Genomic DNA, 25,313 nt, shown 5'->3' with positions numbered 1-25,313 from the left:
TTTTTATCCCCTTTCCACAGCGTTTGACGATTTTGTGCAAAAAGCCGCCAGCCGGTGCGCTACCGCTTGCTTCACCTCGTCGGGTACAGTAGCCTTGAGCCACCTTTTCGGCTTCAGTCTGAGTACCGTACGGCATGATAAAACGCTTGATCTACGGCCTGATTATCATCGTTACCCTGATGGTAATAACCGCGCTCGGCCTGGATCGCTGGATAAGCGTCAAAACCGCGCCTTACGTCTACGATAATCTCAAATCCCTGCCCCATCGTCAGGTCGGCGTCGTATTAGGCACGGCAAAATATTATCGTACCGGCGTCATCAATCAGTATTACCTTTATCGGATGCAGGGCGCGCTCAACGCCTATAACAGCGGCAAGGTTAACTATCTGCTGCTGAGCGGCGATAATGCGCAGCAAAGCTACAACGAGCCGATGACCATGCGGCGGGATTTGATTGCCGCCGGCGTGGCGCCTGCCGATATTGTGCTGGATTACGCCGGCTTCCGTACGCTGGATTCTATCGTGCGCACGCGCAAGGTCTTCGACACCAACGACTTCATCATCATCACCCAGCGTTTCCACTGCGAGCGCGCGCTGTTTATTGCGCTGCATATGGGTATTCAGGCGCAGTGTTACGCGGTGCCCTCGCCGAAGAACATGCTGAATATCCGCACCAGGGAAGTGGCGGCTCGCCTGGGCGCGCTGGCCGATCTGTATCTGATGAAGCGCGAACCGCGCTTTTTGGGGCCGCTGGTGCCGATCCCGGCGCGGCACGAAGTCCCGGAAGATGCGCAGAGCTATCCGGCGGTCACGCCTGAACAGCTGCTGGAGCTGGAACAAAAAATGAAGGCGGATGCCCGTCCGCCAGCGTGACATGCCGCCGTTAACGCACTGATTGTTATGAACCTGCCCGCTTCTTCTGTCAGTCTGTCTGCCGAATAGATCACTAAACGTTAACAGGAGAGACAAATGGATCTGAACTTGAAGGATCGTCGCGTACTGGTCAGCGGCGGCTCGCGCGGCATTGGACGAGCAATTGTGGAATGCTTTCTTGCCGAAGGCGCACGAGTGGAGTTTTGCGCGCGCAGCCCTGAAGGCGTGCAGGAAGCGCAACAGGCGCTGGGTTCACGCGCAAACGGCACGGCGGTCGATGTCACCTCCCCAGAGCAGATGCAAACATGGATTCAGGAAGCGGCAAACCGCCTTGGCGGGCTGGATATTATCGTGCCTAACGTCAGTGCGCTGGCGGCAGGCAGCGATCCGGACGTGTGGCGTAAAGCGTTCGACACCGACCTGATGGGCACCGTAACGATGGTGCAGGCCGCCCTTCCTTACCTGAAAAAATCCTCTGCGGCATCCATAGTGCTGATCTCCAGCGTGGCGGGACGCGAGGTCGATATGTTTGCCGAGCCGTACGGCATCATGAAAGCGGCGCTGATCCATTACGGCAAAACCTTATCGGAACGCCACGCGGCAGACGGCATTCGCGTGAATACCGTTTCGCCGGGCAACGTTTATTTCAGTGAAGGCGTGTGGGGCGATATTGAACGCAACCAGCCGGAAACCTTTGCCAAATGCCTGGCGGCGAATCCGCTGGGAAGAATGGCGACGCCGCAGGAAGTAGCGAAAGCCACGGTGTTTCTTGCCAGCGAGGCGGCCAGTTTCACCACCGGCACTAATCTCCTGGTGGACGGCGGGCTGACCAAAGGCGTGCAGTTCTGACAGGAAAAAGAGAAAGGCCGGGCTGGCCTTTCTCTATAGAAGCACACTATTTCTTGCGGGCGTATTTCAGGGAGTCGAGCGCCACGGCGAAAATAATGATGCCGCCTTTGATAATGTACTGCCAGTAAGGGTTAACGCCGATATAGGTCAGGCCGTAGTTGATAACGGTGAAAATCAGCACGCCCGTTACCACACCGGCCACGGTGCCCACGCCGCCGGCGAAGGAGACGCCGCCTACTACGCAGGCCGCAATCGCATCCAGCTCGTACATAAAGCCCAGGTTATTGGTTGCCGAGCCGATACGTCCCGCTTCCAGCATCCCGCCGAAGGCGTAGAACACGCCGGAAAGCGCATAAATCAGGATCAGGTTGAAGTTAACGTTCACGCCCGACACTTTTGCCGCTTCCGGGTTGCCGCCGATAGCAAAGATGTTTTTGCCAAAGCGGGTCTTGTTCCACAAAATCCAGACAAAGAAGATAGCAATAGCCGCATAGAACGTAATGTAGGAGAGCTTGAAGTCGCCCAGGCGAATAAAGCCCTGCGCAAAGGTCGAGAATTTCTCATCGAACCCGGCGATCGGCGAAGCGCCTACATAGTCGTAATAAAGCGAGTTAATGCCGTAAACGATAATCATCGTGCCCAGCGTGGTGATAAAAGGCGTCACCTTCAGATAGGCGATGATCACGCCGTTGATCAGGCCAATCAGGCCGCCGACAACGCAGACAATCAGGATAACCAGCGGGATCGGCACGGTATCCATATGTGGAAACACCTTGTTGGCGTTATCCATCGCCTGGAGCAGCGTCGCCGCCACTACCGCGGCCAGACCAACCTGACGACCGGCGGAAAGGTCGGTGCCCTGCGTTACAATCAGCCCGGCCACGCCAAGCGCAATAATAATGCGCACGGAGGACTGGGTCAGAATATTACTCAGGTTCATCAGGCTTAAAAATGTCGGATCCTGGAAAATAATAATTGCCAGCAGAACCAGCAACACAACATAGATGCCACCCTCTTTCAGCCAGGTGAGCGCATTCTTCTTATTCACAGCATTCATGGACAGCCCTTACCTCATTAAAGGTGCTTGGATGCTAAACGTAATATTTCGTTTTGCGTGGTAGTTTTGGTTTCGACAATGCCTGCGACCATGCCGTTGCTCATGACCAGGATCCTGTCGGTAATGCCCAGCAGCTCCGGCATTTCGGAAGAGATAATAATGATGCCCTTCTCTTTTTTCGCCAGATCGGAAATCAGCTGATAAATTTCAAACTTTGCGCCGACGTCGATGCCGCGCGTCGGTTCGTCCAGCATTAATATTTCCGGCTGGGTTAACAGCCAGCGGCCAATAATGACTTTCTGCTGGTTGCCGCCCGAAAGCGAGCCGATAGAGGTCGCGTGTCCCGGCGTTTTTACCCGCATGGCATCGATAACCCATTGGGTATCGCTTTTCATCCGGTTATTATCCAGCAGGCCAATCGAGTTTTTATATTTGCGAATATTTGAAATCAGCGAGTTAAAACCGATATCCAGAAACGCATAAATCCCCGTGGCGCGACGCTCCTCCGTCACCAGCGCAAAGCCGTGATTGATCGCTTCGTTAGCCGAGTTATTGTTGATTTTTTTGCCGTGCAGCTTAATGGTGCCGCCGGACTTTTCGCGGATGCCGAACAGCGTTTCCACGATATCGGTACGTTTAGCCCCCACCAGCCCGGCCACGCCAAGGATTTCGCCCTTGCGCAGATCGAACGAAATATCGCGAATAGACGGCTGGCGCAGCGAGGTAAGGTTACGCACCTCCAGGATAGTTTCGCCCGGCACGTTGGACTTATCCGGGAAGCGCTGGTTCAGCGAGCGCCCTACCATCATGGCGATGATCTTATCCATATCCAGCCCTTCCAGCGGCTGGGTAGCGATCCACTGGCCGTCGCGCAAAATAGTAATTTCGTCGCACAGCTGGAAAATCTCTTCCATCTTGTGGGAGATATAAACTATGCCGCAGCCGCGATCTTTTAATTTACGGATAATAGTGAACAGGTGGTTCACTTCTTTTTCCGTTAATGAAGAGGTCGGCTCGTCCATAATGACAATTTTGGCATCATAAGAGAACGCTTTAGCTATCTCTATCATCTGCATCTGCGAAACGGAAAGGTTAATCACTTTGTCGCGCGGATCGATATCAATATCCAGCTCTTCAAAAATGGCTTTGGTATCGCGATACATTTTATCCTGGTCGACGAAAAAGCCTTTTCGCGGATAGCGGCCCAGCCACATGTTATCCATGACCGTGCGCTGTAAAACCAGGTTTAATTCCTGATGCACCATAGATACGCCGTTTTCCAGCGCCTCTTTGGAACTTTTAAAGTCGATCTCTTTGCCCTGAAAAAGAATGCTTCCCGTGTCTTTGCTATAAATACCAAACAGGCATTTTAATAAAGTCGATTTGCCCGCGCCGTTTTCCCCCATCAGCGCGTGAACCGAATGGGGACGAATTTTTAAATTAACGTTATCTAACGCCTTTACGCCCGGAAAGGACTTGCTGACGTTAGTCATTTCCAGCAGATACTGCCCCTGATCGCTGCTCATAATTCTACCTGGCGGATCGTTTTACGATCGGGCCCGTTCTGCGACGGGCCCGGTAACGGACGCGAGTGCGCCCGGAAAGACTTATTTACTGAACTGAGCGAGGTTCTCTTTATCAACCGGCACATAGGCCACGCGCACCACTTTACCTTCCAGCTTGTAGTTGGTGCCTTCGGTCGCCGGTTTGCCCGCCGCCAGGTTTTTCGCCATTTCAAAAGTGGCTCTGGCCTGGTTTTCCGCATCGTTCAGCACGGTGCCTTCCATCGCGCCGGATTTCACCATCGCCATCGCTTCCGGCAACGCATCCACGCCGAAGACCGGTACGGACGTTTTGTTATGCGCCTTCAGCGCTTCTACCGCGCCCATCGCCATCGCATCGTTATTGGCGATCACCACTTCGATTTTGTTGCCGTTCGGGCCGGAGAGCCACGCGTCCATCTTGTCTTTTGCCTGAGCGGTATCCCACATGGCGGTATCCAGATGCAGCTGCTGCGTTTTCAGGCCGTCTTTATTCAGGGTTTCGATCACGTATTTGGTACGCGCTTCGGCATCCGGGTGGCCCGGCTCGCCTTTCAGCAGCACAAACTGCACCACGCCGTCTTTGTTCAGATCCCAGTTGGCATTGGCTTTCCAGTGTTTCTCAATCAGCTCGCCCTGCTTGACGCCGGACTCTTTAGAATCGGTACCGACATAGTAAGCCTTGTCGTAGCTGGCCAGCGCTTTAGCAGAAGGCTCTTTGTTGAAGAAAACAATCGGAATATCGTTGGCTTTGGCTTTACTGATAACCACCGCCGCCGCCGCCGGATCAACAAGGTTAATCGCCAGCGCCTTCACGCCTTTCGCCACCATCACGTCAATCTGATCGTTTTGCGTTGACTGGCTGTTCTGCGAATCGTTCATCAGCAGCTGAATGCCGCTGCTGTTTTTCGCTTCCTTCTCGATATCCTTGCGCACCACGGACATAAAGTTGTCATCATATTTATAAATGGTTACGCCAATGCGGGTATCGGCCGCCTGCGCCGTTGCGCCAAACATCATGCTGGCAACCAGGGCTGTGAGGGTGAATGCCTTCTTCATTGTTCTCTCCGGTTCTTTGTAGGGTCGGTATGCGTGTGCAGCCGGACCGTGTTGTTATTCTGTCCCGGCCAGGCACGGCCATCTTAGTGAAGCAGATGTTAATTAACTGTGAACTTACTCACGGATTGAAAACGGTTACATGGCGGTATCGTTGCGTATAGTGATCGCCGCCACACTTTGGCAGGGCGCGACGGAATGACGGCGCACCAGCGTTGGCATAAAGCAGTGACCGGCCGACTCGTCCAGCAGGCCCGCCGCGCCTTTCAACGCCAGTTCGGTAGCCAGTTTAGCCATGGAAACAATAGGATAGCGGACGGTTGTCAGCTGCGGGTCGGTATAGCGGGAAATGGGGATATCGTCGAAGCCAATCACCGACAGCTGCTGCGGCACCGCAATGCCGTTATCTTTCAGCGCGGTCAGTGCCCCGGCGGCCATGCTGTCGTTATAGGCGAACACGGCGCTGAGGTGGAGATTACGCCCCAGCAGCTCCACCATCGCCGCCTCTCCGCCCTGCATATCCGGCTCGGCGCTGGCGATCCAGCTTTCGGCAGGCTGGGTAGCCTGCTCGGCCAGCGCCTGCCGCCAGCCCGCGCGTCGCTGGTCTGTATCTTCGATAGTATGGCTCGACCCCAGATAACCGATGCGCCGGTGGCCCTGCTGTTGCAACATGCGCATCGCCATCAGCGCGCCGCTGACGTTGTCCAGGCAGACGCAGCGGTGCGCGTAGCCCGGCACGACGCGGTTGATCAGCACCATGCCGGGCACCTGATCCATCAGCGAGGCCAGCTCGTCGTCTGCCAGGGCTTTGGCATGAACGATCAGCGCGCCGCAACGCTGACGGATCAGCACCTCGATAGCGTGCCGCTCTTTGTCCGCCTGATGATAGGAGTTGTTGATAAGTACGTGTTTTTGCATACGCTGCGCGACGGTATCCACCGCTTTGACCAGCGCGCCGAAGAAGGGATCGGAGACGTCCATCACCACCACGCCGATGGTATCGCTGACCTGGGAAGCCAGCGCCTGCGCGTTGGCGTTGGGTCGGTAGCCCAGCTGGCCGACGATGCCCAGCACTTTTTCCCGCGTTTCCTGTGTGACCGCCGCGCTGTGGTTAAGCACGCGTGAAACCGTCGCCACCGACACGCCAGCCTCACGGGCTACATCGCGAATGGTGATCATGGCTGACTGCCTGTGGAAGATAAGGTTTGCATAGCCCTCCCGGATGCGTTGTTTGCGGGGCTATTCTGACAAAGGGCAAGGCAAGACTGCGTGAATCAGGTCACACTGATGAAAACGGTTACATCCCTTTCCGTCACATTTGTGACGCTTATCATTTTTGTAACATTACGTCGCGGCTGCTCAGACGGGTGAGCTGACGCCAGCACCATTCGACCGGCCCCTGGCGGAAATAGCGCAGCCAGCACAGCGAAAAGAGGAGATTTACCAGCCAGACCAGCAGCACTACCACCAGCAGCTGCGGCCGATCGAGCCGGTTGAACCAGCCGAAATGGTTAAAAAGCGTGGTGCAAAGCAGCGTTTGCAGTAAATAGTTGCTCAGCGCCATCCGCCCTACGCTGCTGATGGCGCGCGTGAGGGTAAAACGGGCCAGCGTAGGCCAGAAACCAAAGCAAAGCGCGGCATAGCCGATAGCCTGAAGCGGCGCGCTCAGCTCGCGCGGCAGCTGTAAATAGAACGCTGACGGATAAAATGCCCAGCCGCAAGCCCACTGCAGATAAATGCCCGGTATTTCGATGATGGCCGCCAGCAGCAGCAGGATCAGCGCAGTACGCCGGTAGTGGGTCAGGCTCCAGCGCCCCTGTAGCCAGCCGCTGCGCATCAAGGCGCCGCCAATCAGCATCAGGCCGGCCAGCTGCCAGCCGTACTGCGCCGCCAGCGACAGCAGGCCTGACGAGAGCAGATCGAGACGGTTGCGCACCGCTTCCCAACCGCCGTGGGTTTTCCAGAAGGTTTCATACTGAATATCCGCCGCCCCCGCCAGCCAGGAATTGTTAGGCTGATGGCCCGACAGCAGGCCGAACACCAGCAGCACGCCGCAGCCCACGATATAAAGCATCACGCCGGTATTAAACAGCTGCCGCGTCGAGGAGACGTCGCGGATCATCCGCCAGGCTACCAGCCCAATCAGCCCGTAATCCAGCAGGATGTCCCCTTCCCAGAACAGCAGACAGTGCAGAAAACCGAGCAGCACCAGCCAGCTCAGGCGCGCCTGTAGCCAGCGTTTGCCGCGCGAAAGCAGCAGCTGCAAGCCGCCGCCAAACAGCAGCGCAAACAGCGCGAGGAATTTCAGCTGGGCAAAGAAATCGATCAGCGCCCACGTCCAGGCATCGCCCGGCGTAACGCTGCCCTGCCACGCCGGGTTCAGATAGGCGGCGCCCGGCAGACCGAAGGCGTTAATGTTGAGCAGCAGGATCCCCAGAATGGCGATGCCCCGAATAAAATCCAGCGTCTGAATACGAGGCATCGGCAGGCCCTGACTGTGGTGAAGGGTAACGACTACGACGGCGCGCCGTAGCTTAGCTGTGGCGAACGGCGCGCAGAAACTCCTGACGGGTGTTCTGGCTGGATTTGAACAGGCCGCCCAGTGAAGTGGTGGTGGTGGCGCTGGTCGCATCACGAATGCCGCGCGCTTTTACGCAGTAGTGCACCGCGTCGATGGAAACCGCGACGTTATTGGTGCCAAGCAGCGTTTGCAGCGCAACCAGGATCTGCTGGGTCAGCCTTTCCTGTACCTGTGGACGGGAAGAGAAAAACTGCACGATGCGGTTAATCTTCGACAGGCCAATCACTTTATCTTTCGGGATATAGGCTACCGTCGCTTTGCCGTCGATGATCACAAAGTGGTGCTCGCAGGTGCTGGTCAGCGTGATATCCCGCACCGTCACCATTTCGTCCACCTTCATTTTGTTTTCAATCAGGGTGATTTTCGGGAAGTTGGCGTAGTCCAGGCCGGAGAACACCTCATTCACATACATCTTAGCGATGCGGTGCGGCGTTTCCATCAAGCTGTCATCTTCTAAATCAAGATTAAGCAGCTGCATGACTTCGGTCATGTGCCCGGCGATCAGCCGCCTGCGGGTTTCGTCATCCATATCACGCGCAGGCGAGCGTAGGGGTGTTTCCAGTCCACGCGCAAGCAGCGCTTCGTGAACAAGTGTGGCTTCCTGACTTAACGTAGCCATGGCGATCTATTCTCCAGCAGGTGTAACGCCGGTCCCGACGGGACCGGTACAATTTCAGAGGGCGTATTTTGGTACACAACGCGTCGTTAATCCAGCGAATCAAGCTAAACCACCCTGAAACTGTTTCATGCAGCACCGGGATCGCGCCGCCAGACCAGCAGCCCGGCCACCAGCAGTCCCGCGCCCGCGACGTAAAGCGCTGGCTCAAGGCGATGGGTAAAAGTGGTGGAAAGTGCGGAAACCAGCGGCCCGGCCAGCTGGCCGATAGCGTAACCGGTGGTCAGCAGACCCGCCATATACCGGCTATGGCGCGGCGCCATCTCGCGGGCATATTGCAGCGAAAGCGACACCAGGTTAAGAAAGCCAATGCCCATCAGTATTGAACCGACCACCAGCCCGCTCAAACCCGGCACCACGGCGGCGCACAGCACGCCCAGCGCCTGCGCCCACAGGTTAAACGCCAGCCGCGTATTGGATGAACCGATATGCCGCATAACAATGCCCAGCCCGACGCCTAACACCGCCGTGCCGCCAAAAATGGGCCAGACAAACTGCGCAAAAGCGCTGGCAGGAAAACGGGCCGCCGCCATCTGCGACAGAAACGTGGCGGGAATGATGTAGCCAAAGCCGGCCAGGCTATAGCTCCAGACCAGCTTTTTCAGCCCGCTGGTCAGCACCAGCGGTTCCGGCGTGGTTTCGGGCCGGTGCAGCTCGCCTTTACGCGGCAGGAAACGAAAAATAAGAGAAGCCAGCACCAGCGCCAGCACGCCATAGGCGCACCAGGCCTGCGCGGCGCTGACCTGCTGTGCGTGAAGAAACACGGCCAGCAGCCCGCTCAGAAAGATGCCCATGCCCGGCCCGGCGAAGACGGCGGCGCTTAAGCCGGGACGGCCATATTTATGCAGCTGCTCGTTGCTCCATGCCGCTACCAGCACCATCGCCCAGCCGCTGGCCCAGCCGATCGCAAAGCGCACCACGCCGTGCAGCCAGGCATCGGACACGCAGGCGGAAAGCAGCGTCAGGATCACCGCGCCGCCGATGCCTGCCTTAAGCCTGGCCTCCACGTGCGTGGTCGTCCGCATCGCGTTCCAGGAGCCGCAGAGGTAGCCCAGGTAGTTGAAGGCCGCGACCACCGCCGCGCTGGTCAGCGTCAGCTGATGCTCCGTAATCATCAGCGGCACCTGCGGCGTAAAGGTAAACCGCCCAATGCCCATCGCGACAATCAGCGTAATAAAAGCGCTTAGCGCTACCCGTATTGCCATTTGTTCTCCCTTCCGGCTTTATCCGGCTTGATGAAAGTGTTGCAGTCAGTCTGCATCATGGATAGACTTACAAAAAGTGAATAATACAAACCAACTTGTTTACGAAAAGAGAATAAATGGATCTGACCCAGCTTAAAATGTTCTGCGCGGTAGCGGAGACCGGTTCGCTGGCGCGCGCCGCCGAACAGCTGCATCGCGTGCCGTCCAACCTGACGACCAGGCTGCGCCAGCTGGAGCAGGAAACGGGCATCGATCTTTTTATCCGCGAAAAGCAGCGCCTGCGGCTGTCGCCGATGGGCCATAATTTTTTGTGCTATGCGCAGCGGATCCTGGCGCTCAGCGAGGAAGCGCTGGCAATGACGCACAACGGCGAGCCTGGCGGCATATTTGCGCTGGGATCGATGGAGAGCACCGCCGCTGTCCACCTGCCCTCTTTATTGTCAACCTACCATCAGCGCTATCCTGAGGTCACGCTGTCGCTGGTCACCGGTACCTCGGGTGAAATCATTGAGCAGGTGCGGAAAGGCACGCTGGCCGCCGCGCTGGCCGAAGGCCCGGTCGTGGCCGACGAGCTGAACAGCTGCAAAACCTTTAGCGAGCGCATGGTGCTGATCAGCAACCTGCACCATGCGCCCATTCAGCGCCCTGAAGATGCCGCAGGCGATACGCTGTTCGCCTTCCGTCCCGGCTGCTCTTACCGTCTTCGTTTAGAAAACTGGTTTCGTCAGGCGGGGATTTCACCCGGCCCGTTTATGGAGATCCAGTCCTATCACGCCATGCTGGCCTGCGTAGCCAGCGGCGCCGGGCTGGCGATACTGCCGGAATCGGTGCTGGAAAGGATCGCCGCGCCGGGCCAGGTGCAAAAACATGCGCTGCCTGCGGATATCAGCGAGACCACGACTTACCTGGTGTGGCGTCGGGATGCGTTTACCCCCAACGTCAAGGCGCTGAAGTACCTGATTATAGAGCAATCCCCGGACGATGAAATTCAGCCATAATTAAATGGTTTGAGCGGCGTCAGGCCGCTCGCCAGATCCCTGCCAAATGGCAACCTCTACAAGGAATAAACTGATATGCAGATGATTAAAACTCGCGCCGCTGTTGCCTGGGCCGCCGGCGAGCCGCTGTCGATTGAAGAAGTCGACCTGATGCCGCCGCAGAAAGGCGAAGTGCTGGTACGCATCGTCGCGACCGGCGTCTGCCACACCGATGCCTATACCCTTTCAGGAAAAGATCCTGAGGGCGTGTTCCCGGCTATTCTGGGCCACGAAGGCGGCGGTATTGTCGAAGCGGTTGGCGAAGGCGTTACCAGCGTGGCGGTCGGCGATCACGTCATTCCGCTGTACACGCCGGAATGCGGCAAATGTAAGTTCTGCCTCTCCGGCAAAACCAACCTGTGCCAGGCTATCCGCGCCACCCAGGGCAAAGGACTAATGCCGGACGGCACCACCCGTTTCTTTAAGGACGGCAAGCCGATTTTCCACTATATGGGCACCTCGACCTTCTCTGAGTACACCGTTATCCCGGAAATTTCACTGGCGAAAATCAGTAAAGAAGCGCCGCTGGAAGAAGTTTGCCTGCTGGGCTGCGGCGTCACCACCGGTATGGGCGCGGTGATGAACACGGCCAAGGTAAAAGAAGGCGATACCGTGGCGATCTTCGGTCTGGGCGGCATCGGCCTTTCGGCGATTATCGGCGCGAAGATGGCGAAAGCGGGCCGGATTATCGGTATCGATCTCAATACCAGCAAGTTCGATCTCGCCAGAAAGCTGGGCGCCACCGACCTGGTTAATCCAAAAGATTACGATAAGCCCATTCAGGATGTGATTGTTGAAATGACCGATGGCGGCGTCGATTTCTCCTTTGAGTGCATCGGCAACGTTAACGTGATGCGTTCCGCGCTGGAGTGCTGCCACAAAGGCTGGGGCGAGTCCGTGATTATCGGCGTGGCTGGTGCAGGCGAAGAGATTTCTACCCGCCCGTTCCAGCTGGTGACCGGACGCGTCTGGCGCGGCTCCGCGTTTGGCGGCGTGAAAGGCCGCTCGGAGCTGCCGGGGATCGTCCAGCGCTACCTGGATGGTGAATTCCAGCTGAATGATTTCATCACCCACAATATGCCGCTGGAAGAGATCAACGACGCGTTCGATCTGATGCACGAAGGGAAATCTATCCGTTCCGTGGTGCATTTTTCTAAATAAGGAGACAAGGATGGTATCCACCCTGGAGTTACTGGAAGAACACCGCATGTTTGGCGGCTGGCAGCAGCGCTATCGCCACCAGTCGGCCACGCTGAACTGCTCTATGACCTTCAGCATTTTTTTGCCGGGTCCGAAAGGCGATACCGCCCCGCCGGTGCTCTGGTTTCTGGCCGGGCTGACCTGTAGCGACGAGAATTTCTCGACCAAAGCGGGCGCGCAGCGCGCGGCGGCAGAGCTGGGTCTGGTGCTGGTGATGCCGGATACCAGCCCGCGCGGCGAAGTGGTGCCCAATGACGAAGCCTACGATCTGGGCCAGGGTGCCGGATTCTATCTGAACGCGACCCAGGCGCCGTGGGATGCGCATTTTCGGATGTACGACTACCTGACGGAAGAGCTGCCCGCGCTGATTGCCGGCAACTTTAACGTCAGCGATAAGCAGGCGATTATGGGCCATTCTATGGGCGGTCACGGCGCGCTGATGCTGGCGCTGCGTAATCCGCAGCGCTATGTTTCGGCCTCCGCCTTTGCGCCGATCGTTAATCCAACGCAGGTGCCGTGGGGCGAAAAAGCCTTTACGGCCTATCTGGGCGAGGATCGCGCGCTGTGGGAAGCCTGGGACAGCTGTCTGCTGATGCAGCAGGCGACGCATCCGCTGCCGATGCTGCTGGATCAGGGCGACAGCGATCAGTTCCTCGCCGATCAGCTGCGCCCGGAACGACTGGAAGCGGTGGCCAGCGAGAAAAACTATCCGCTGACCGTGCGCATTCAGCCCGGTTACGATCACAGCTACTACTTTATCGCCAGCTTCGTGGAAGATCATCTGCGCTTCCATGCCCGCTATTTGCTGGCGTAACCCTTCAGGGCCGGGATCTTCCCGGCCTTTTTTTTCTTGCGCTCCCCTCAGGATCCGCCCTGCAATAGCAATACATCCTCCTGTCGGCATGGCCATAACCACTTGTAGTGAAGCCGTAATGGTTATTATAATAATGGTTACTATATGGAGCGGAGGCCAGGGAAATGGCGATTTATATCCATAAGCGCCTGGACAAGATGTTTGCAAAAGCTGGCATTGCAGATACCGACCTTTGTCTGGCCGCAAGGGAGATTGAGTGCGGCAACTATGAGGCAGATTTGGGCGGGGGCGTTAAAAAAAAGCGGATTGCTTTGAATGCAGGCAAACGCGGCGGCGCCCGCACAGTGGTATTTTTTAAAAAAGATAACAATCTGTTTTTTTTATGATGGCTGGCTGAAAGACGGTTCGAAAAAAGCGGCAAAAGAGATTGGCGAGGATGAGCTGGAGATTTATAAGAAGCTCGCCAGAGCTTATTTTAAAGCGGATAAAAACATGCTGGATCGACTGAAAGCAAGCGGGACGTTCAGAGAGGTAAAACAATGAAAACGAAACCGGCCGAGTTACATGAGATGCTTGACGATGCTAAAGAGCTACAGGCGCTGGGGCTAATGAGCAATAACGATGTGCAGGAAATCGCTGCCCGCGTCAGCCTGCGTGAGTTTCGTCAACGTATTGCCGCAGTCCGCACCATGTCCGCCAGCGAAATCAAAGCCGTTCGCGCCCGCTGGGGACTGACCCAGGCCACGCTGGCCTATACGTTGGGCATGACAGTAGACAGCGTTTCCAAATGGGAGCGTGGCGAGATTACCCCAAGCGGCCCGGTTCTGCGCATACTGAACACGCTGGCGGTAAAAGGCCCGGATGTTTTCGCTATTTGAGCACAAACGCAGGGTAAAAATCTGAGCGTCAGGGAATTAACAATGATGCGCCAGACAGAGAGGGAAGCAATGCACAAGAGAGCCGGCAAGAAACCGACTCGTCCATTCAGGAAACCGGCTCGCTGACCAGGCCATCAATCAGCACCTGCGGCGTCCCCTGCGAGCAGCGCTCAATACGGCCCCGCACGCCGTATACCTTCGCCAGGCTTTCCGGTGTAATCACCTCTTCCGGCAGACCGTCAGCAATCAGGCCGCCGTTTTGCAGCATCAGCACGTGCTGACCGTGACGCAGAGCGATATTGATATCGTGCACCACGACTACGGTAACGATATTCCGCTTGCTGGTTTCCCGGCGCACTAAATCCATGACGTGGAACTGATAGTTAAGATCCAGCGCGCTTAGCGGCTCGTCCAGCAGCAGCAGCTCCGGGCGACGGATCAGCGACTGCGCCAGGCCAACCAGCTGCTTCTGGCCGCCGGAAAGCTGATCGAGGTAGCTCAGCGCCAGATGCGCGATGCCCAGCCTTTCCAGCAGCGCCATCACTTCCGCCTCGCTCGTCGCGCTACCGCGTGCGCCGGAAGCGCGCTGGGCGACAATAATGGATTCAAGCACGTGCAGATGCACGCCAGCGGGCAGCGACTGCGGCAGGTACACCACTTTTTCCGCCCGGCGGGCAAACGGCTGGCTCAGCAGCTCCGTGCCGTTCAGCCACAGCTCGCCCTGCGCCTGATTCAGTCCGGCAATCGAGCGCAGCAGCGTGGATTTTCCGCAGCCGTTCGGCCCCAGCAGCACGGTGATTTTGCCTCGCGGCAGCAGCGGCACGTTCAGGTTGCTGATAATCTTGCGTTTAGGATAACCGGCGTGAAAGCCTTTAATAGCTAAACCGTCCATCAGACGCTCCCCCGATGACGCAGAATAATGCTCAGGAAGAACGGCACGCCGACCAGAGAAGTGACGATGCCGACCGGGATAATCACGCCGGGCACCAGGTTTTTCGACACCACCGACGCCATTGACAGCACCAGCGCGCCGGTCAGCGCGCTGGCTGGCAGGTAAAAACGGTGATCCTCGCCAAAGATCAGGCGAGCGATATGCGGCGCCACCAGGCCGATAAACCCGATTGGGCCGACAAAAGCCACCGCCAGCGCGGAAAGCACGCTGATGCGCAGCAGCGTGCCCAGACGCAGGCGGCGCACGTCAATACCAAAACTGACGGCGCGATCTTCGCCCAGGCGCAGCGCGGTGAGCTTCCAGGCGCTCATCATGGAGAACGGCAGAACCAGCAGCAGCGCCAGCGTCAGCACGCCCAGTTTCTCCCAGGAGGCGCGCGCCAGGCTGCCCATCGTCCAGAACACCAGGCCCTGCAACGTATCTTCGCTGGCGATAAACTGCATCATGGATACCAGCGCGTTAAAGGTAAACACCAGCGCGATGCCGAACAGCACCACGCCGGAAGTCGCCACGCGCGTCCAGCGGGTAACGCCGTCCAGCATCAGCGCGGCCAGCAGCGCAAAAATAAAGGCGTTAGCTGAGATAAACCACTGATCCGGGATACCGGGCAAACCGATGCCCAGCACGATAGCCAGCGCGGCGCCAAAGGCGGCGGCGGAAGAGACGCCCAGCGTAAACGGACTGGCCAGCGGGTTATTCAGGATAGTCTGCATTTCCGCCCCGGCCAGCCCCAGCGCCAGCCCGACCACCACTGCCATCAGCGCGTAAGGTAAACGAATATCCCAGACGATAACGCGCGAACCGGCATCCACGCTCTGCGGCGACAGCAGCGTTTGCCACAGCGTTTCCAGCGACAGGCCCGACGGGCCTAAAGTAAAGTCGAACAGCAGCGAAGCGAGGATAGCCAACACCAGCACGCCCATAAAAAACAGGCGGCGGCGCAGCAGATGATGATAACGATCCATCGCGCCTTCGTGCTGTTGGACGCTGGCGTAGCGGTCGGTGTTGTGGGTCACGCTCATGGTTTCTACCTGTCATGGAGTTCGCACCAGGCCGGCTGCAAACCCTGAAAATTAGCAAAGCGGAAAACGTACGGCGCTAACAATAAAGGAAATGATAATAGTTATCAATCCTATATGTAACAGAGTATGTCAAAGAAAAAGGCGCGGAAACCGCGCCTTCACCCTTATTTAAATTTGGGGAACTGCATTTCGCTGTATTTCACAAAGCGCGTGCGCTTCGTCAGCTTGTAGCCGAACCAGATAATCAGGAACAGCGGGATGCCGATATAGGTTGCCGCCGCGCCGTACCAGTCGATGCGATCCGCCAGGAACGCCTGGTAGTTTTGCCCCAGGGTGATGATCAGGCAGAGCACGAAAGCGAAGATCGGCCCCAGCGGGAAGAACTTAGAGCGGTACGGCAGATCGTTGATATCGTAGCCCTGCGAGACAAAGCCGCGACGGAAACGGTAATGGCTGATGGCTATCCCCAGCCAGGCGATAAAACCGGTCATGCCGGAAGTATTCAGCAGCCAGAGATAGACCGTCTGGTTGCCGAACATTGAGGTCAGGAAACAGAGCGCGGCAACCACGGTGGTGGCATACAGCGCATTGCGCGGCACGCCGCCTTTTGACAGCTTGCCAAACATACGCGGCGCTTTGCCTTCGCGCGCCAGCGTAAACAGCATACGGGTCGACGCATACATGCCGGAGTTGCCCGCTGACAGAATAGCGGTGAGGATCACGGCATTCATGATCGCCGCCGCTGAAAGCAGCCCGGCATGTTTAAACACCAGCGTGAACGGGCTGACGCTGATGTCTTTCACATCGTTACGCAGCAGGCTTGGGTCGGTGTAAGGGATAATCAGGCTGATCACCAGGATCGCCAGGATATAAAACAGCAGGATGCGCCAGAAGACCTGACGAACCGAGCGCGGAATATTTTTGGCCGGATCTTCCGATTCGCCTGCGGCGATACCAATCAGTTCCGTTCCCTGGAAGGAGAAGCCGGCAATCATCGCCACGCCGATCATGGCGGAAAAGCCGCCGGAGAAAGGCGCATCGCCGATCTGCCAGTTACCCCAGCCCGCGACCGGCTGGTCGCCGCGCAGAATGCCGAGGATCATCATCACGCCCACTACGATAAAAATCACTACCGTGACCACTTTGATCAGGGAGAACCAGTATTCTGCCTCACCAAAGCCCTTTACCGAGATGTAGTTGAGCAGGAAGATAACGCTCAGAAAGAGTACGCTCCAGATCCAGCCGGGCGTATCGGGGAACCAGTAGGTCATCACCAGCTGCGCGGCAACCAGTTCAATCGCCACGGTCACGGCCCAGTTGTACCAGTAGTTCCAGCCCAGCGCAAAGCCGAAGCCTTCTTCAACGAAGTTGGAGCCGTAGGTAGAAAAGGAGCCGGATACCGGCATAAAGGCGGCCAGTTCGCCGAGGCTGGTCATCAGGAAATAGACCATCAGGCCGATCAGGGCATAGGAAAGCAGCGCGCCGCCGGGGCCAGCCTGGGAGATAGTCGCGCCGGAAGCGACAAACAGGCCGGTGCCTATGGAACCGCCGATGGCGATCATCGTCAAATGACGCGCCTTTAGTTTGCGCTGTAATTCAGGCTGTTGTGTTGTTTTTGTGTCATGATCCATTGGTAAATGCTGTGCTCTGGCTAAAATGAGGCGCGATTGTAACAAACTCCTTCGTCAGAAGAAGTCATTCCGCGACGTTATAAGATAGCTTCATGATCTGCGGCGAATTATTAGCGCCTGATTAAGCCCCGTTTTTCTGACTGCTCCGCTTTATTCCGCGCAGTAGCTTAGAAAACGCAGCAGCGCCTTCGAGAGATGCTTCTGCCGATGATGAATACGGTACAGCGTGCGTTTGAGTTTGGGCAGCGGGATCGGCACTTCTTTTAACGTGCCTGCCGCCAGCTGTTCCGCAATAACCCGCCGCGACAGACAGCTGATGCCCATCCCGTGGCGCACGGCATGCTTGATTGCCTCTGAGTTGCCCAGCTCCAGCGCCAGGCTAAACTGCGGCAGATGCGAAAGCAGCAGATAATCGACGATTTCGCGCGTGCCGGAGCCGTGTTCGCGCAGGATCCACGACGCGGCCGCCAGGCTTTCCAGCGTCACCGGCTGACGCAGAATAGCCGCGTCGGCGGCGGCAAAAACCACCAGCTCATCTTCCAGCCAGGGTTCGCCAACCAGCTCGCTGACGTGGCACGGCCCTTCGATAAAACCCACATCGACGCGAAAATCAGCCACGGCGTTAATCACATCCTGGCTGTTGCCCACGCTCAGCTCCAGCGGCAGCTCGGGAAAGTCGCGCCGCCAGCCGGCAATCATGCCCGGCAACAGATAGTTACCAATGGTGCTGCTGGCGTAAACCCGCAGCGCGCCGTTATCTTCGCGAAACAGCTGTTCGATTTCAGTGGTTTGCTCCAGCAGCGCCACCGCCCGTGGATAAAGCAGGCGGCCGTGCTCGTTAACCACCAGCCGTTTTCCGACCCTGTCGAACAGCTGAACGCCCAGCTGATTTTCCAGATCCGCCAGCGCCGCGCTGACCGCCGACTGCGACAGCGACAGCACCTGCGAGGCCTGAGTTGTCGAGCCGCTTTTCAGCACCTCAGCAAAGACCTCAAGCTGCCTTAATGTGATATGCATTGTTCTTCCTTACTGACTCCATGTCTTCACCAGCCAGATAATCATCGCCAGCCATACCAGCAGCACTATCGCCAGCCAGCCGCCAAGCTTCTTTTTCCTGTGGGCCTGCCGGGCGGTTCGCTGTTGGCTGGCGGCCCTGACCTCCGCCGGCAGCAGGCGCAGCAGCAGCATCATGCCCGACGGCACGATAATAGCGTCGTCCAGTAGCCCAACAAAGGGAATAACGTCGGGAATAAAATCAACGGGGCTTAGCGCATAAACCGCCAGCAGCACGGCCATGCCCTTTTGCCACAGTGGCGTACGCGGATCGCGGCAGGCATACCACAGCGTGACGCCATCTTTTCTGATTACGCTTACCCATCTTGTTAATCGCCTGAACATCCCCGCCCTCTCATATCACTTATTCTGGTTAATTATAAATATATAATCAATTTCTCTTTTAAGCCAGCCTGCGCCATGCTGCGTCTGTCTACTAAGGAGGCTGATATGGCTGAACTGGCATTTCCTTCTTCTCGTCCGCTGCGCTATGGCGCAGGCCTCGGGCTGGCAATGCTGCTGGCCGCTGCTGCCCTTCAGGCTGGCAACCTGCCCGTGCTGAAAACGGCCGGGCTGGGCACCTTAACGCTGGCGATGCTGTTGGGGATCGTAGCAGGCAATACGGTTTATGGCCGCCTGGCTGCGCGCTGCGGCACAGGCGTACACTTTGCCAAACAGCAGCTGCTGCGGCTTGGCATCATGCTGTACGGTTTTCGGCTGACCTTTCAGCAACTTGCCGATATCGGCTTAAGCGGCGTGCTGACCGATCTGCTGCTGCTGACCTCCACTTTTCTGCTGGCCTGCTGGCTGGGCCGTCGCGTGTTGCATCTGGATCGCGATACCGCCTGGCTGATTGGCGCGGGCAGCAGCATTTGCGGCGCGGCGGCGATTATGGCGACGGAGCCGGTAATTAAAGCGGAGCCGCAAAAAGTGGCGGTAGCGGTGGCTACCGTGGTGCTGTTCGGCACGCTCGGCATCTTTCTTTATCCACTGCTATGGCATGAGCTGGCCGCTCTGCTGCCGGGCCTGACGCCGACGCAATGGGGGATCTTTACCGGCTCTACGCTGCATGAAGTGGCACAGGTAGTGGCGGCCGGGCACGCCGTGAGCGCGGAAACGGAGAACGCGGCGGTCATTACTAAAATGCTGCGCGTGATGATGCTGGCGCCCTTCCTGCTGCTGCTCAGCCGTTTCGTGCGTGCCGACGACAGCGGCGGCGGCGAAGTAAGCTTTCCCTGGTTCGCGCTGGGTTTTATCGGCGTGGCGCTGTTTAACTCGCTGCATCTGCTGCCGCCGTCGCTGGTTAGCGGCCTGAACGAGCTGGACAATTTTTTACTGGCCGTGGCGATGGCGGCGCTGGGATTAACCACGCAGTTCAGCCTGTTGAAAAAGGCAGGACTAAGGCCTTTATTGCTGGGCCTGCTGTTATTCATCTGGCTGCTGCTGGGCGGCGGCGCGATAAACCTGGCTATCCAGCATTTGCTGGCATAAATCCGCGCCGTTTCCGGTTATCATGGCCCGCTTTACAGTAAAACCAACAGGAGAGCAGGCATGAAATATATCGGCGCCCACGTCAGCGCATCCGGCGGCGTGGATCAGGCGGTGCTTCGCGCCCATGAAATCGAGGCGACGGCCTTTGCGCTTTTCACTAAAAATCAGCGTCAGTGGCGCGCGGCCCCGCTGAGCAAAGAGGTGATTGCCGCTTTCCGCAACGCCTGCGAAAAATATCACTACAGCGCCGCCCAGATCCTGCCGCACGACAGCTTTTTAATTAACCTGGGCCATCCACAGGAAGAGGCGCTGGAAAAGTCCCGCGTCGCCTTTATCGACGAACTACAGCGCTGCGAGCAGCTGGGCCTGACGCTGTTGAACTTCCATCCCGGCAGCCATTTGCAGCAGATTGACGAGGACGCCTGCCTGAAGCGCATCGCCGAATCGGTTAACGTCGCGCTGGATAAAACCCAGGGCGTCACCGCCGTGATTGAAAATACCGCCGGTCAGGGCAGCAATCTGGGCTTTCGCTTTGAGCATCTGGCGGCCATTATCGACGGCGTAGAGGATAAGTCGCGCATCGGCGTCTGTATTGACACCTGCCACGCCTTTGCGGGCGGTTACGATCTGCGTACTGAAGAAGATTGCGTGAAAACCTTTGAGGAGTTTGGTCGCGTGGTGGGCTTTGAGTATCTGCGCGGGATGCATCTTAACGATGCCAAAAGCGCGTTTGCCAGCCGCGTTGACCGTCATCACAGCCTGGGCGAAGGTAATATCGGCAATACGGTGTTCAGCTGGCTGATGAAGGATGCTCGCTTCGACGGTATTCCGCTGATCCTGGAAACCGTCAATCCTGATATCTGGAAAGATGAAATCGCCTGGCTCAAGTCGCAGCAGGTCTGATCTATAGACGAAAAAAAAGCGCGGTCGCCCGCGCTTTTTTATTATGCCCGCCTGGATCAGGCTTTAGCCATTTCCGCTTCCGGGCGCTTCAGCACCGCGTAAGAGAGTCCGGCAACCAGCGTGCCGACGATAATCGCTATCAGATAGCCCAGCACCGGCGTAATAGCGCCAGGGATCAGCAGCACAAACAGCCCGCCGTGCGGCGCCATCAGCTTCGCGCCTACCCACATAGAGATAGCGCCGGTCAGCGCGCCGCCAACGATACAGCATGGCAGAACGCGCATCGGGTCACGCGCCGCAAACGGAATAGCGCCTTCGGAAATAAAGCACAGGCCCAGCACCAGCGCCGCTTTGCCGCCTTCCTGCTGGCCTTTGTTGAATTTCCGGCGCGCCACCAGCGTAGCGACGCCCATCGCCAACGGAGGCACCATGCCGCCCGCCATAATGGCCGCCATCGGCGCATAGGTTTGCGAACTGAGCAGGCCGACGCCAAACGCATAGGCCACTTTGTTCACCGGGCCGCCCATATCGGTACACATCATGCCGCCCAGTACCGCACCCAGCAGAACCGCGTTACCCGTGCCCATATTGCTCAGCCAGTGGGTCAGCCCCGCCATAATCTGGGCAACCGGGCCGCCAACCACATAAATCATCAGCAGGCCAGTGATCAGACTGGCGACCAGCGGAATAATCAGGATCGGTTTTAACGCCTCCATACTCTGCGGAAGCTTAAGCTTAGCGCTGATAAACTTCGCGGCGTAACCGGCAATAAAACCGGCAATAATGCCGCCAAGGAAACCGGCGTTGATGGTGCTGGCCAGCCAGCCGCCAATCAGGCCAGGCGTCAGACCAGGACGATCGGCAATTGAGAAGGCGATAAAGCCCGCCAGCACCGGCACCATCAGTTTGAAGGCGCTGCCGCCGCCGATTTCCATCAGCGCCGCCGCCAGCGTGCCCTGCTCTTTAAAAGCGGTAATGCCGAAGGCGAAAGAGAGTGCGATGCTCAGGCCGCCCGCCACCACCATCGGCAGCATATAGGAAACGCCGGTCAGCAGATGACGATAGGCGCCTGCGCCCTCTTTTTTCTCGCCCTGCGCCGCTGGCTGACCGCCGCCCTGCGGCTGATAAGGTTTGGCCTGCGCCAGCGCCTTATCAAACTCCTGTGCGGTTTTCTTCAGCGCCAGGCCGGTCGAGGTGCGATACATCGGCTTACCGGCAAACTTAGCCAGATCGACTTCAATATCCGCCGCCACGATAACCAGGTCAGCCTGGGCCACTTCTTCCGGCGTAATGGCATTGCCCGCGCCTACGGAGCCGCGCGTTTCGACTTTCACCCACCAGCCGCGTTTTTTCGCTTCGGCGTCAATGGCTTCGGCCGCCATAAAGGTGTGCGCCACGCCGGTTGGACAGGCGGTAATGGCGACGATGCGTTTTGGCCCGCTGGCAACCGCGTCGGCCGTGTTCACCGCGGCAGGTTTAGCTACGGCGGCAGGCGCCTGCCAGGCTTTCGCCTCGGTTTGCGCGCGGGCCAGCTCTGCTTCCGGCTGGCGCAGCAGCTGCTCCGCCGTGGTCTGATAAACGGTTTTACCCGTCAGGTCGATGTTGGCGGGCTGCGTGTCGCCCACCAGGATCACCTGGTCCGCTTCGGCCAGATTTTCCGTTAGCGTCAGTCCTTTTGCGGCCGCGCTCGCTCTGGTGATATTTTTTGCCAGATGACCGGTAGCCAGTCCCAGCGAAGGATCAAGTATCAGCAGCGTTTTCATTATGCCTCTCCTGCTGTCAGTTAAAAGGTTTCAGGTCGACGCGCGCCATCATCGCGGCCAACTGGGTACGATCGCTTACGCCCACGTTGCTCTGGCTTACGGCCAGGGCTGCTACGGCGGTAGCCAGGCGTAGGGTATGCTCGCTGGATTCGCGCATCAGCAGGCCGTAAATCAGCCCGCCCACCATTGAATCCCCGGCCCCCACGGTACTCACCACCTCACAGGCCGGCGGTTTGGCGATCCATTCGCCTGAAGCGTTAACCCACAGCGCGCCTTCTGCGCCCAGCGAAATCACTACGTGGGCGATCCCCTGTTCACGCAGCGCATGCGCCGCCTCAATCACATCCTGCAGGGTCGGCAGCTTGCGCCCGGCCCAGATTTCCAGCTCGCGACGGTTTGGCTTAACCAGCCAGGGCGCGGCTTTCAGGCCCGCCACCAGCGCTTCGCGGCTGCTGTCGAAAATAATGCACGGGCAGTGCGTGCGCAGCGCGATCATCCACTCCGTAAAGGCATCGGGATTGACGCCTGCGGGCAGACTGCCGCTGACGCAGACCATATCGAACTGGCCCAGCCACGTCAGAGAATCCGTGGTGAAGCGCTCCCAGTCCTGCGGGGTGACGTCAAAACCGGAAAAGTTAAGATCGGTGACCTCGCCATCTTTTTCAGTCAGCTTAACGTTGATGCGGGTCCGGCCTTCGACCACCTGAAAACGGTTAGCAATGCCCAGATCGCTGAACAAATGCTGAAAGCCATCCTGATTCTCTTTGCCCAGGAAGCCGCCAACGGTGACATCGATGCCCAAATCTTTCAGCACTTTGGCAACGTTGATGCCTTTCCCGGCGGCGTGCAGGCCGGTGGTTTTCACCAGGTTGACTTCGCCGCGCTCGATTTCCGGCGTATAGCCCACCAGATCGTAAGCGGGGTTCAGCGTGATGGTTGCTACGCGTCTGCTCATGCCGCCCCCTCGCCTAAACCAGCGCTGATAGCCTCGCCGATCGCATCCAGCGCCGCGCGGGCATCTTCGCCGCTGGCGGTGAAGCGCAGGCGGTGGCCTTTTTTCACGCCCAGCGCCACTACTTTCATCAGGCTGCGGCCGTTAGCCGGCTTGCCGCTGCCGTCAAGGTTGGTCACCGTGACGTCGCAGTTGAATTTTTTAATGACGCTGACCAGCGCCGTGCCCGGACGGGCATGCAGGCCGTGCTCGTTGCGGATAGTAAACTCTTCCGTCAGCGTATCGGCCTGCTCGGAGACTTCGCTGGTCAGCAGCGCCAGGATCCCTGCGGCATCGGCGCTCAGCAGGCGATCCGCTTTCTGCTTAATCAGCAGATCGCTTAGATAGTTCAGCACGTTCAGCGGCTGCTCGTCGGCTACGGCAACCGTCACCAGCAGCGCGGCTTTTTCGCCGTCTACTTCAAAGGGTGTCGCGCTACGGCTTACGGCGACGGCGCTGCCCAGGTTGCCTTCGGTGCTGTCGCTCAGCCAGACGCCCTGCCCTAAATTCAGCGGACGCGAAGCGATAACGCGGCTGACAAAGCTCGCATCAACCGCGCCGGCCTGCTGTAGGCGACCGGCGTTCAGCGCCTGGAGCGTCATCAGATCGGTGGCCGCCACGTCAACTGTGATCAGCGAGGTGTCGAATTTAAATTCCGTTCCCTGCTTTTCCCCCATCAGCAAACCGCGCAGCGTTTCTGCGGAGTCTGTGGTTTTCAGCTGTTCCGCCACGCTGTCATCGCTCAGCACGTGCGTCAGCTGACGCAGCAGCGCCAGATGCTCGTCCGATTTAGCGGCGATGCCGATCACCACATAGGCGGTCTGGTCTTCGCCCCAGGCGATGCCCTGCGGAAACTGATAAACCTGCACGCCGGTTTTCAACACCAGATCGCGCGTGTCGGTCGTGCCATGGGGAATAGCGATGCCGTTACCCAGATAGGTCGAGGTTTGCTGCTCGCGGGCCAGCATACCGTTAACATATCCTTCACCCACGTTGCCGGCTGAGGTTAAAGCGGCTGCCACCTGTCGGATGGCCTCTTCTTTATCTCCGGCCCTGGCACCGGGATGGATTGCATTCAGTTCAAGCTGGAACATAGTTCTCCTCACTGCTTCATTGAATCGTTTCAGCTGGCGGACGGAAAAATAAGCTTTCAGGCCGCTAACTGCCTGTGCAGACGACGCTGAAACGTTTCAATGATTTTGGCCCCGTTCCTGCGTTTATGGCAAGTTTTACTGCCAACGGCATAGCAGATTTTTGAAGCGACGCACACTTCGACTTTTCTTTTTGGGAAAAAGGTCTCATCGGCCGATGGATGGCTGATGCCTTACTTTTAGCCAACAGGCAATTAACACCAGGCGGTCTGTTTTTCCAGATCCAGTAGCCAGACCATCGCCTCTTCCCGACTGTTACGGCACATTTCAGCATCGGGTTTCAGGCTGCCGCAGACCGACGGCCGCAGCGGCGAGGTAAAGATTTTGCAGCGCTGCTGTTCATCCAGCTGAACGCAGGGCGTGTTGGCCGGTTTGCCGTCGGGCATTCCGGGGATCGGTGTGGAAATAGACGGCGCGGTACAGCAGGCGCCGCAGGAAGCTCGACATTGCATTGGTTATCCCCTTTAAGAGACGCGACAATAGCAGGCGCGCAGTGGGAATACTATGGTCGCCATCCCCGCTTTTCTTCCTCGTTCAGCACTTGCCTGAAGCCGTCAGCAAGAGTAATTTGTCGCGAACATTTTCATTGC

26 protein-coding genes are annotated in these 25,313 nt (G+C 57.8%); 10 read left to right on the top strand and 16 right to left on the bottom strand.

Features of this window, described 5'->3' with window-relative positions; all coding sequences use genetic code 11:
- Positions 1-134: 134 nt before the first annotated feature.
- Positions 135-872, top strand: coding sequence for an outer membrane permeability protein SanA (sanA, locus tag ACMGEE_RS11715; RefSeq protein WP_253459974.1), 738 nt, complete (start codon positions 135-137; stop codon positions 870-872).
- Positions 873-968: 96 nt separating this feature from the next.
- Positions 969-1,721, top strand: coding sequence for an SDR family NAD(P)-dependent oxidoreductase (locus tag ACMGEE_RS11710; RefSeq protein ID WP_301251134.1), 753 nt, complete (start codon positions 969-971; stop codon positions 1,719-1,721).
- A gap of 46 nt (positions 1,722-1,767) precedes the next feature.
- On the opposite strand, the gene mglC is transcribed toward ACMGEE_RS11710, so the two are convergent.
- The 7 genes from mglC to ACMGEE_RS11675 form a co-directional block, all read right to left on the bottom strand.
- Complete coding sequence (gene mglC, locus ACMGEE_RS11705; RefSeq protein WP_125288171.1) at positions 1,768-2,778, bottom strand: galactose/methyl galactoside ABC transporter permease MglC; 1,011 nt, start codon at positions 2,776-2,778, stop codon at positions 1,768-1,770.
- A gap of 17 nt (positions 2,779-2,795) precedes the next feature.
- A complete protein-coding gene (gene mglA / locus ACMGEE_RS11700) occupies positions 2,796-4,304 on the bottom strand; it encodes a galactose/methyl galactoside ABC transporter ATP-binding protein MglA (protein WP_125288172.1) in 1,509 nt (502 codons plus the stop codon).
- A gap of 81 nt (positions 4,305-4,385) precedes the next feature.
- Positions 4,386-5,378 (bottom strand): galactose/glucose ABC transporter substrate-binding protein MglB, encoded by a 993-nt coding sequence (gene mglB / locus ACMGEE_RS11695; RefSeq protein WP_253459968.1) that lies wholly within the window; start codon positions 5,376-5,378, stop codon positions 4,386-4,388.
- 135 nt (positions 5,379-5,513) lie between these two features.
- On the bottom strand, positions 5,514-6,554 hold the full coding sequence (gene galS, locus ACMGEE_RS11690; RefSeq protein ID WP_253459965.1) for an HTH-type transcriptional regulator GalS: 1,041 nt from the start codon (positions 6,552-6,554) through the stop codon (positions 5,514-5,516).
- 151 nt (positions 6,555-6,705) lie between these two features.
- Complete coding sequence (gene yeiB, locus ACMGEE_RS11685) at positions 6,706-7,857, bottom strand: DUF418 domain-containing protein YeiB (RefSeq protein WP_301251136.1); 1,152 nt, start codon at positions 7,855-7,857, stop codon at positions 6,706-6,708.
- A 52-nt stretch (positions 7,858-7,909) separates the two neighbouring features.
- A complete protein-coding gene (gene folE, locus ACMGEE_RS11680) occupies positions 7,910-8,575 on the bottom strand; it encodes a GTP cyclohydrolase I FolE (RefSeq protein ID WP_125288176.1) in 666 nt (221 codons plus the stop codon).
- Positions 8,576-8,700: 125 nt separating this feature from the next.
- Entirely contained in the window at positions 8,701-9,837 is a 1,137-nt protein-coding gene (locus ACMGEE_RS11675; protein ID WP_436830064.1) for a YbfB/YjiJ family MFS transporter, read from the bottom strand.
- Between the two features lie 116 nt (positions 9,838-9,953).
- On the opposite strand from ACMGEE_RS11675, the gene ptrR reads away from it, so the two are divergent.
- The 6 genes from ptrR to ACMGEE_RS11645 all read left to right on the top strand — a co-directional run bounded on the left by ptrR (position 9,954) and on the right by ACMGEE_RS11645 (position 13,766).
- The gene (gene ptrR / locus ACMGEE_RS11670; RefSeq protein ID WP_253459956.1) at positions 9,954-10,835 is read left to right on the top strand and encodes a putrescine utilization regulator PtrR; all 882 of its coding nucleotides are present in this window, start codon (positions 9,954-9,956) and stop codon (positions 10,833-10,835) included.
- Between the two features lie 75 nt (positions 10,836-10,910).
- Entirely contained in the window at positions 10,911-12,035 is a 1,125-nt protein-coding gene (locus ACMGEE_RS11665) for an S-(hydroxymethyl)glutathione dehydrogenase/class III alcohol dehydrogenase (protein ID WP_253459953.1), read from the top strand.
- A 10-nt stretch (positions 12,036-12,045) separates the two neighbouring features.
- Positions 12,046-12,888: an S-formylglutathione hydrolase gene (gene fghA / locus ACMGEE_RS11660; protein ID WP_253459950.1), complete on the top strand. Its 843-nt coding sequence runs from the start codon at positions 12,046-12,048 to the stop codon at positions 12,886-12,888.
- Between the two features lie 164 nt (positions 12,889-13,052).
- Positions 13,053-13,274, top strand: coding sequence for a type II toxin-antitoxin system RelE/ParE family toxin (locus ACMGEE_RS11655; RefSeq protein ID WP_253459947.1), 222 nt, complete (start codon positions 13,053-13,055; stop codon positions 13,272-13,274).
- Positions 13,204-13,431, top strand: a complete 228-nt coding sequence (locus ACMGEE_RS11650) for a hypothetical protein (RefSeq protein ID WP_253459943.1) — start codon at positions 13,204-13,206, stop codon at positions 13,429-13,431. Before ACMGEE_RS11655 ends, ACMGEE_RS11650 begins: the two co-directional genes overlap by 71 nt.
- Entirely contained in the window at positions 13,428-13,766 is a 339-nt protein-coding gene (locus ACMGEE_RS11645) for a helix-turn-helix domain-containing protein (RefSeq protein WP_253459939.1), read from the top strand. Before ACMGEE_RS11650 ends, ACMGEE_RS11645 begins: the two co-directional genes overlap by 4 nt.
- Before the next feature lie 106 nt (positions 13,767-13,872).
- Here the strand turns inward: ACMGEE_RS11645 and ACMGEE_RS11640 are convergent, their stop codons facing one another.
- From ACMGEE_RS11640 to ACMGEE_RS11620, 5 genes are all read right to left on the bottom strand, one after another.
- Entirely contained in the window at positions 13,873-14,661 is a 789-nt protein-coding gene (locus tag ACMGEE_RS11640) for an ABC transporter ATP-binding protein (RefSeq protein WP_253461271.1), read from the bottom strand.
- Positions 14,658-15,740 carry a FecCD family ABC transporter permease gene (locus tag ACMGEE_RS11635; RefSeq protein ID WP_253459936.1) on the bottom strand — a complete coding sequence of 361 codons (1,083 nt, stop codon included), beginning with the start codon at positions 15,738-15,740 and terminating at the stop codon, positions 14,658-14,660. The genes ACMGEE_RS11640 and ACMGEE_RS11635 overlap by 4 nt, the downstream gene beginning before the upstream one ends.
- Positions 15,741-15,904: 164 nt before the next feature.
- The gene (locus tag ACMGEE_RS11630) at positions 15,905-17,371 is read right to left on the bottom strand and encodes an amino acid permease (protein WP_125288184.1); all 1,467 of its coding nucleotides are present in this window, start codon (positions 17,369-17,371) and stop codon (positions 15,905-15,907) included.
- A gap of 150 nt (positions 17,372-17,521) precedes the next feature.
- On the bottom strand, positions 17,522-18,388 hold the full coding sequence (yieE, locus tag ACMGEE_RS11625) for a DNA-binding transcriptional regulator YeiE (protein WP_253459933.1): 867 nt from the start codon (positions 18,386-18,388) through the stop codon (positions 17,522-17,524).
- A 9-nt stretch (positions 18,389-18,397) separates the two neighbouring features.
- Positions 18,398-18,769 (bottom strand): YkvA family protein, encoded by a 372-nt coding sequence (locus ACMGEE_RS11620; protein WP_253459930.1) that lies wholly within the window; start codon positions 18,767-18,769, stop codon positions 18,398-18,400.
- Positions 18,770-18,874: 105 nt separating this feature from the next.
- Here ACMGEE_RS11620 and ACMGEE_RS11615 point away from each other — a divergent pair, with 105 nt between their 5' ends.
- Positions 18,875-19,915, top strand: coding sequence for a YeiH family protein (locus ACMGEE_RS11615; protein WP_436830063.1), 1,041 nt, complete (start codon positions 18,875-18,877; stop codon positions 19,913-19,915).
- A 60-nt stretch (positions 19,916-19,975) separates the two neighbouring features.
- Entirely contained in the window at positions 19,976-20,818 is an 843-nt protein-coding gene (gene nfo / locus ACMGEE_RS11610; protein ID WP_436830062.1) for a deoxyribonuclease IV, read from the top strand.
- A 56-nt stretch (positions 20,819-20,874) separates the two neighbouring features.
- On the opposite strand, the gene fruA is transcribed toward nfo, so the two are convergent.
- From fruA to ACMGEE_RS11590, 4 genes are all read right to left on the bottom strand, one after another.
- A complete protein-coding gene (fruA, locus tag ACMGEE_RS11605) occupies positions 20,875-22,581 on the bottom strand; it encodes a PTS fructose transporter subunit IIBC (protein WP_436830061.1) in 1,707 nt (568 codons plus the stop codon).
- Between the two features lie 16 nt (positions 22,582-22,597).
- Complete coding sequence (gene fruK / locus ACMGEE_RS11600) at positions 22,598-23,536, bottom strand: 1-phosphofructokinase (RefSeq protein WP_253459920.1); 939 nt, start codon at positions 23,534-23,536, stop codon at positions 22,598-22,600.
- A complete protein-coding gene (fruB, locus tag ACMGEE_RS11595) occupies positions 23,533-24,666 on the bottom strand; it encodes a fused PTS fructose transporter subunit IIA/HPr protein (RefSeq protein WP_253459917.1) in 1,134 nt (377 codons plus the stop codon). Before fruB ends, fruK begins: the two co-directional genes overlap by 4 nt.
- A 251-nt stretch (positions 24,667-24,917) precedes the next feature.
- Positions 24,918-25,175, bottom strand: a complete 258-nt coding sequence (locus ACMGEE_RS11590) for a YkgJ family cysteine cluster protein (RefSeq protein WP_125288192.1) — start codon at positions 25,173-25,175, stop codon at positions 24,918-24,920.
- Positions 25,176-25,313: the final 138 nt, after the last annotated feature.

This window comes from Erwinia artemisiae, from assembly GCF_051400835.1.
Taxonomy (GTDB): Bacteria; Pseudomonadota; Gammaproteobacteria; order Enterobacterales; family Enterobacteriaceae; genus Erwinia; species Erwinia aeris.
Note: the sequence above shows the minus strand (reverse complement) of the source record. Positions and strands in the feature narration are given on the sequence as shown.

Excerpts from the sequence above, each read along its gene's own strand:
- sanA (WP_253459974.1), top strand. The coding sequence starts at position 135 with ATGATAAAACGCTTGATCTACGGCCTGATTATCATCGTTACCCTGATG.
- ACMGEE_RS11710 (WP_301251134.1), top strand. The coding sequence starts at position 969 with ATGGATCTGAACTTGAAGGATCGTCGCGTACTGGTCAGCGGCGGCTCG.
- mglC (WP_125288171.1), bottom strand. The coding sequence starts at position 2,778 with ATGAATGCTGTGAATAAGAAGAATGCGCTCACCTGGCTGAAAGAGGGT.
- mglA (WP_125288172.1), bottom strand. The coding sequence starts at position 4,304 with ATGAGCAGCGATCAGGGGCAGTATCTGCTGGAAATGACTAACGTCAGC.
- mglB (WP_253459968.1), bottom strand. The coding sequence starts at position 5,378 with ATGAAGAAGGCATTCACCCTCACAGCCCTGGTTGCCAGCATGATGTTT.
- galS (WP_253459965.1), bottom strand. The coding sequence starts at position 6,554 with ATGATCACCATTCGCGATGTAGCCCGTGAGGCTGGCGTGTCGGTGGCG.
- yeiB (WP_301251136.1), bottom strand. The coding sequence starts at position 7,857 with ATGCCTCGTATTCAGACGCTGGATTTTATTCGGGGCATCGCCATTCTG.
- folE (WP_125288176.1), bottom strand. The coding sequence starts at position 8,575 with ATGGCTACGTTAAGTCAGGAAGCCACACTTGTTCACGAAGCGCTGCTT.
- ACMGEE_RS11675 (WP_436830064.1), bottom strand. The coding sequence starts at position 9,837 with ATGGCAATACGGGTAGCGCTAAGCGCTTTTATTACGCTGATTGTCGCG.
- ptrR (WP_253459956.1), top strand. The coding sequence starts at position 9,954 with ATGGATCTGACCCAGCTTAAAATGTTCTGCGCGGTAGCGGAGACCGGT.
- ACMGEE_RS11665 (WP_253459953.1), top strand. The coding sequence starts at position 10,911 with ATGCAGATGATTAAAACTCGCGCCGCTGTTGCCTGGGCCGCCGGCGAG.
- fghA (WP_253459950.1), top strand. The coding sequence starts at position 12,046 with ATGGTATCCACCCTGGAGTTACTGGAAGAACACCGCATGTTTGGCGGC.
- ACMGEE_RS11655 (WP_253459947.1), top strand. The coding sequence starts at position 13,053 with ATGGCGATTTATATCCATAAGCGCCTGGACAAGATGTTTGCAAAAGCT.
- ACMGEE_RS11650 (WP_253459943.1), top strand. The coding sequence starts at position 13,204 with ATGCAGGCAAACGCGGCGGCGCCCGCACAGTGGTATTTTTTAAAAAAG.
- ACMGEE_RS11645 (WP_253459939.1), top strand. The coding sequence starts at position 13,428 with ATGAAAACGAAACCGGCCGAGTTACATGAGATGCTTGACGATGCTAAA.
- ACMGEE_RS11635 (WP_253459936.1), bottom strand. The coding sequence starts at position 15,740 with ATGAGCGTGACCCACAACACCGACCGCTACGCCAGCGTCCAACAGCAC.
- ACMGEE_RS11630 (WP_125288184.1), bottom strand. The coding sequence starts at position 17,371 with ATGGATCATGACACAAAAACAACACAACAGCCTGAATTACAGCGCAAA.
- yieE (WP_253459933.1), bottom strand. The coding sequence starts at position 18,388 with ATGCATATCACATTAAGGCAGCTTGAGGTCTTTGCTGAGGTGCTGAAA.
- ACMGEE_RS11620 (WP_253459930.1), bottom strand. The coding sequence starts at position 18,769 with ATGTTCAGGCGATTAACAAGATGGGTAAGCGTAATCAGAAAAGATGGC.
- ACMGEE_RS11615 (WP_436830063.1), top strand. The coding sequence starts at position 18,875 with ATGGCTGAACTGGCATTTCCTTCTTCTCGTCCGCTGCGCTATGGCGCA.
- nfo (WP_436830062.1), top strand. The coding sequence starts at position 19,976 with ATGAAATATATCGGCGCCCACGTCAGCGCATCCGGCGGCGTGGATCAG.
- fruA (WP_436830061.1), bottom strand. The coding sequence starts at position 22,581 with ATGAAAACGCTGCTGATACTTGATCCTTCGCTGGGACTGGCTACCGGT.
- fruK (WP_253459920.1), bottom strand. The coding sequence starts at position 23,536 with ATGAGCAGACGCGTAGCAACCATCACGCTGAACCCCGCTTACGATCTG.
- fruB (WP_253459917.1), bottom strand. The coding sequence starts at position 24,666 with ATGTTCCAGCTTGAACTGAATGCAATCCATCCCGGTGCCAGGGCCGGA.
- ACMGEE_RS11590 (WP_125288192.1), bottom strand. The coding sequence starts at position 25,175 with ATGCAATGTCGAGCTTCCTGCGGCGCCTGCTGTACCGCGCCGTCTATT.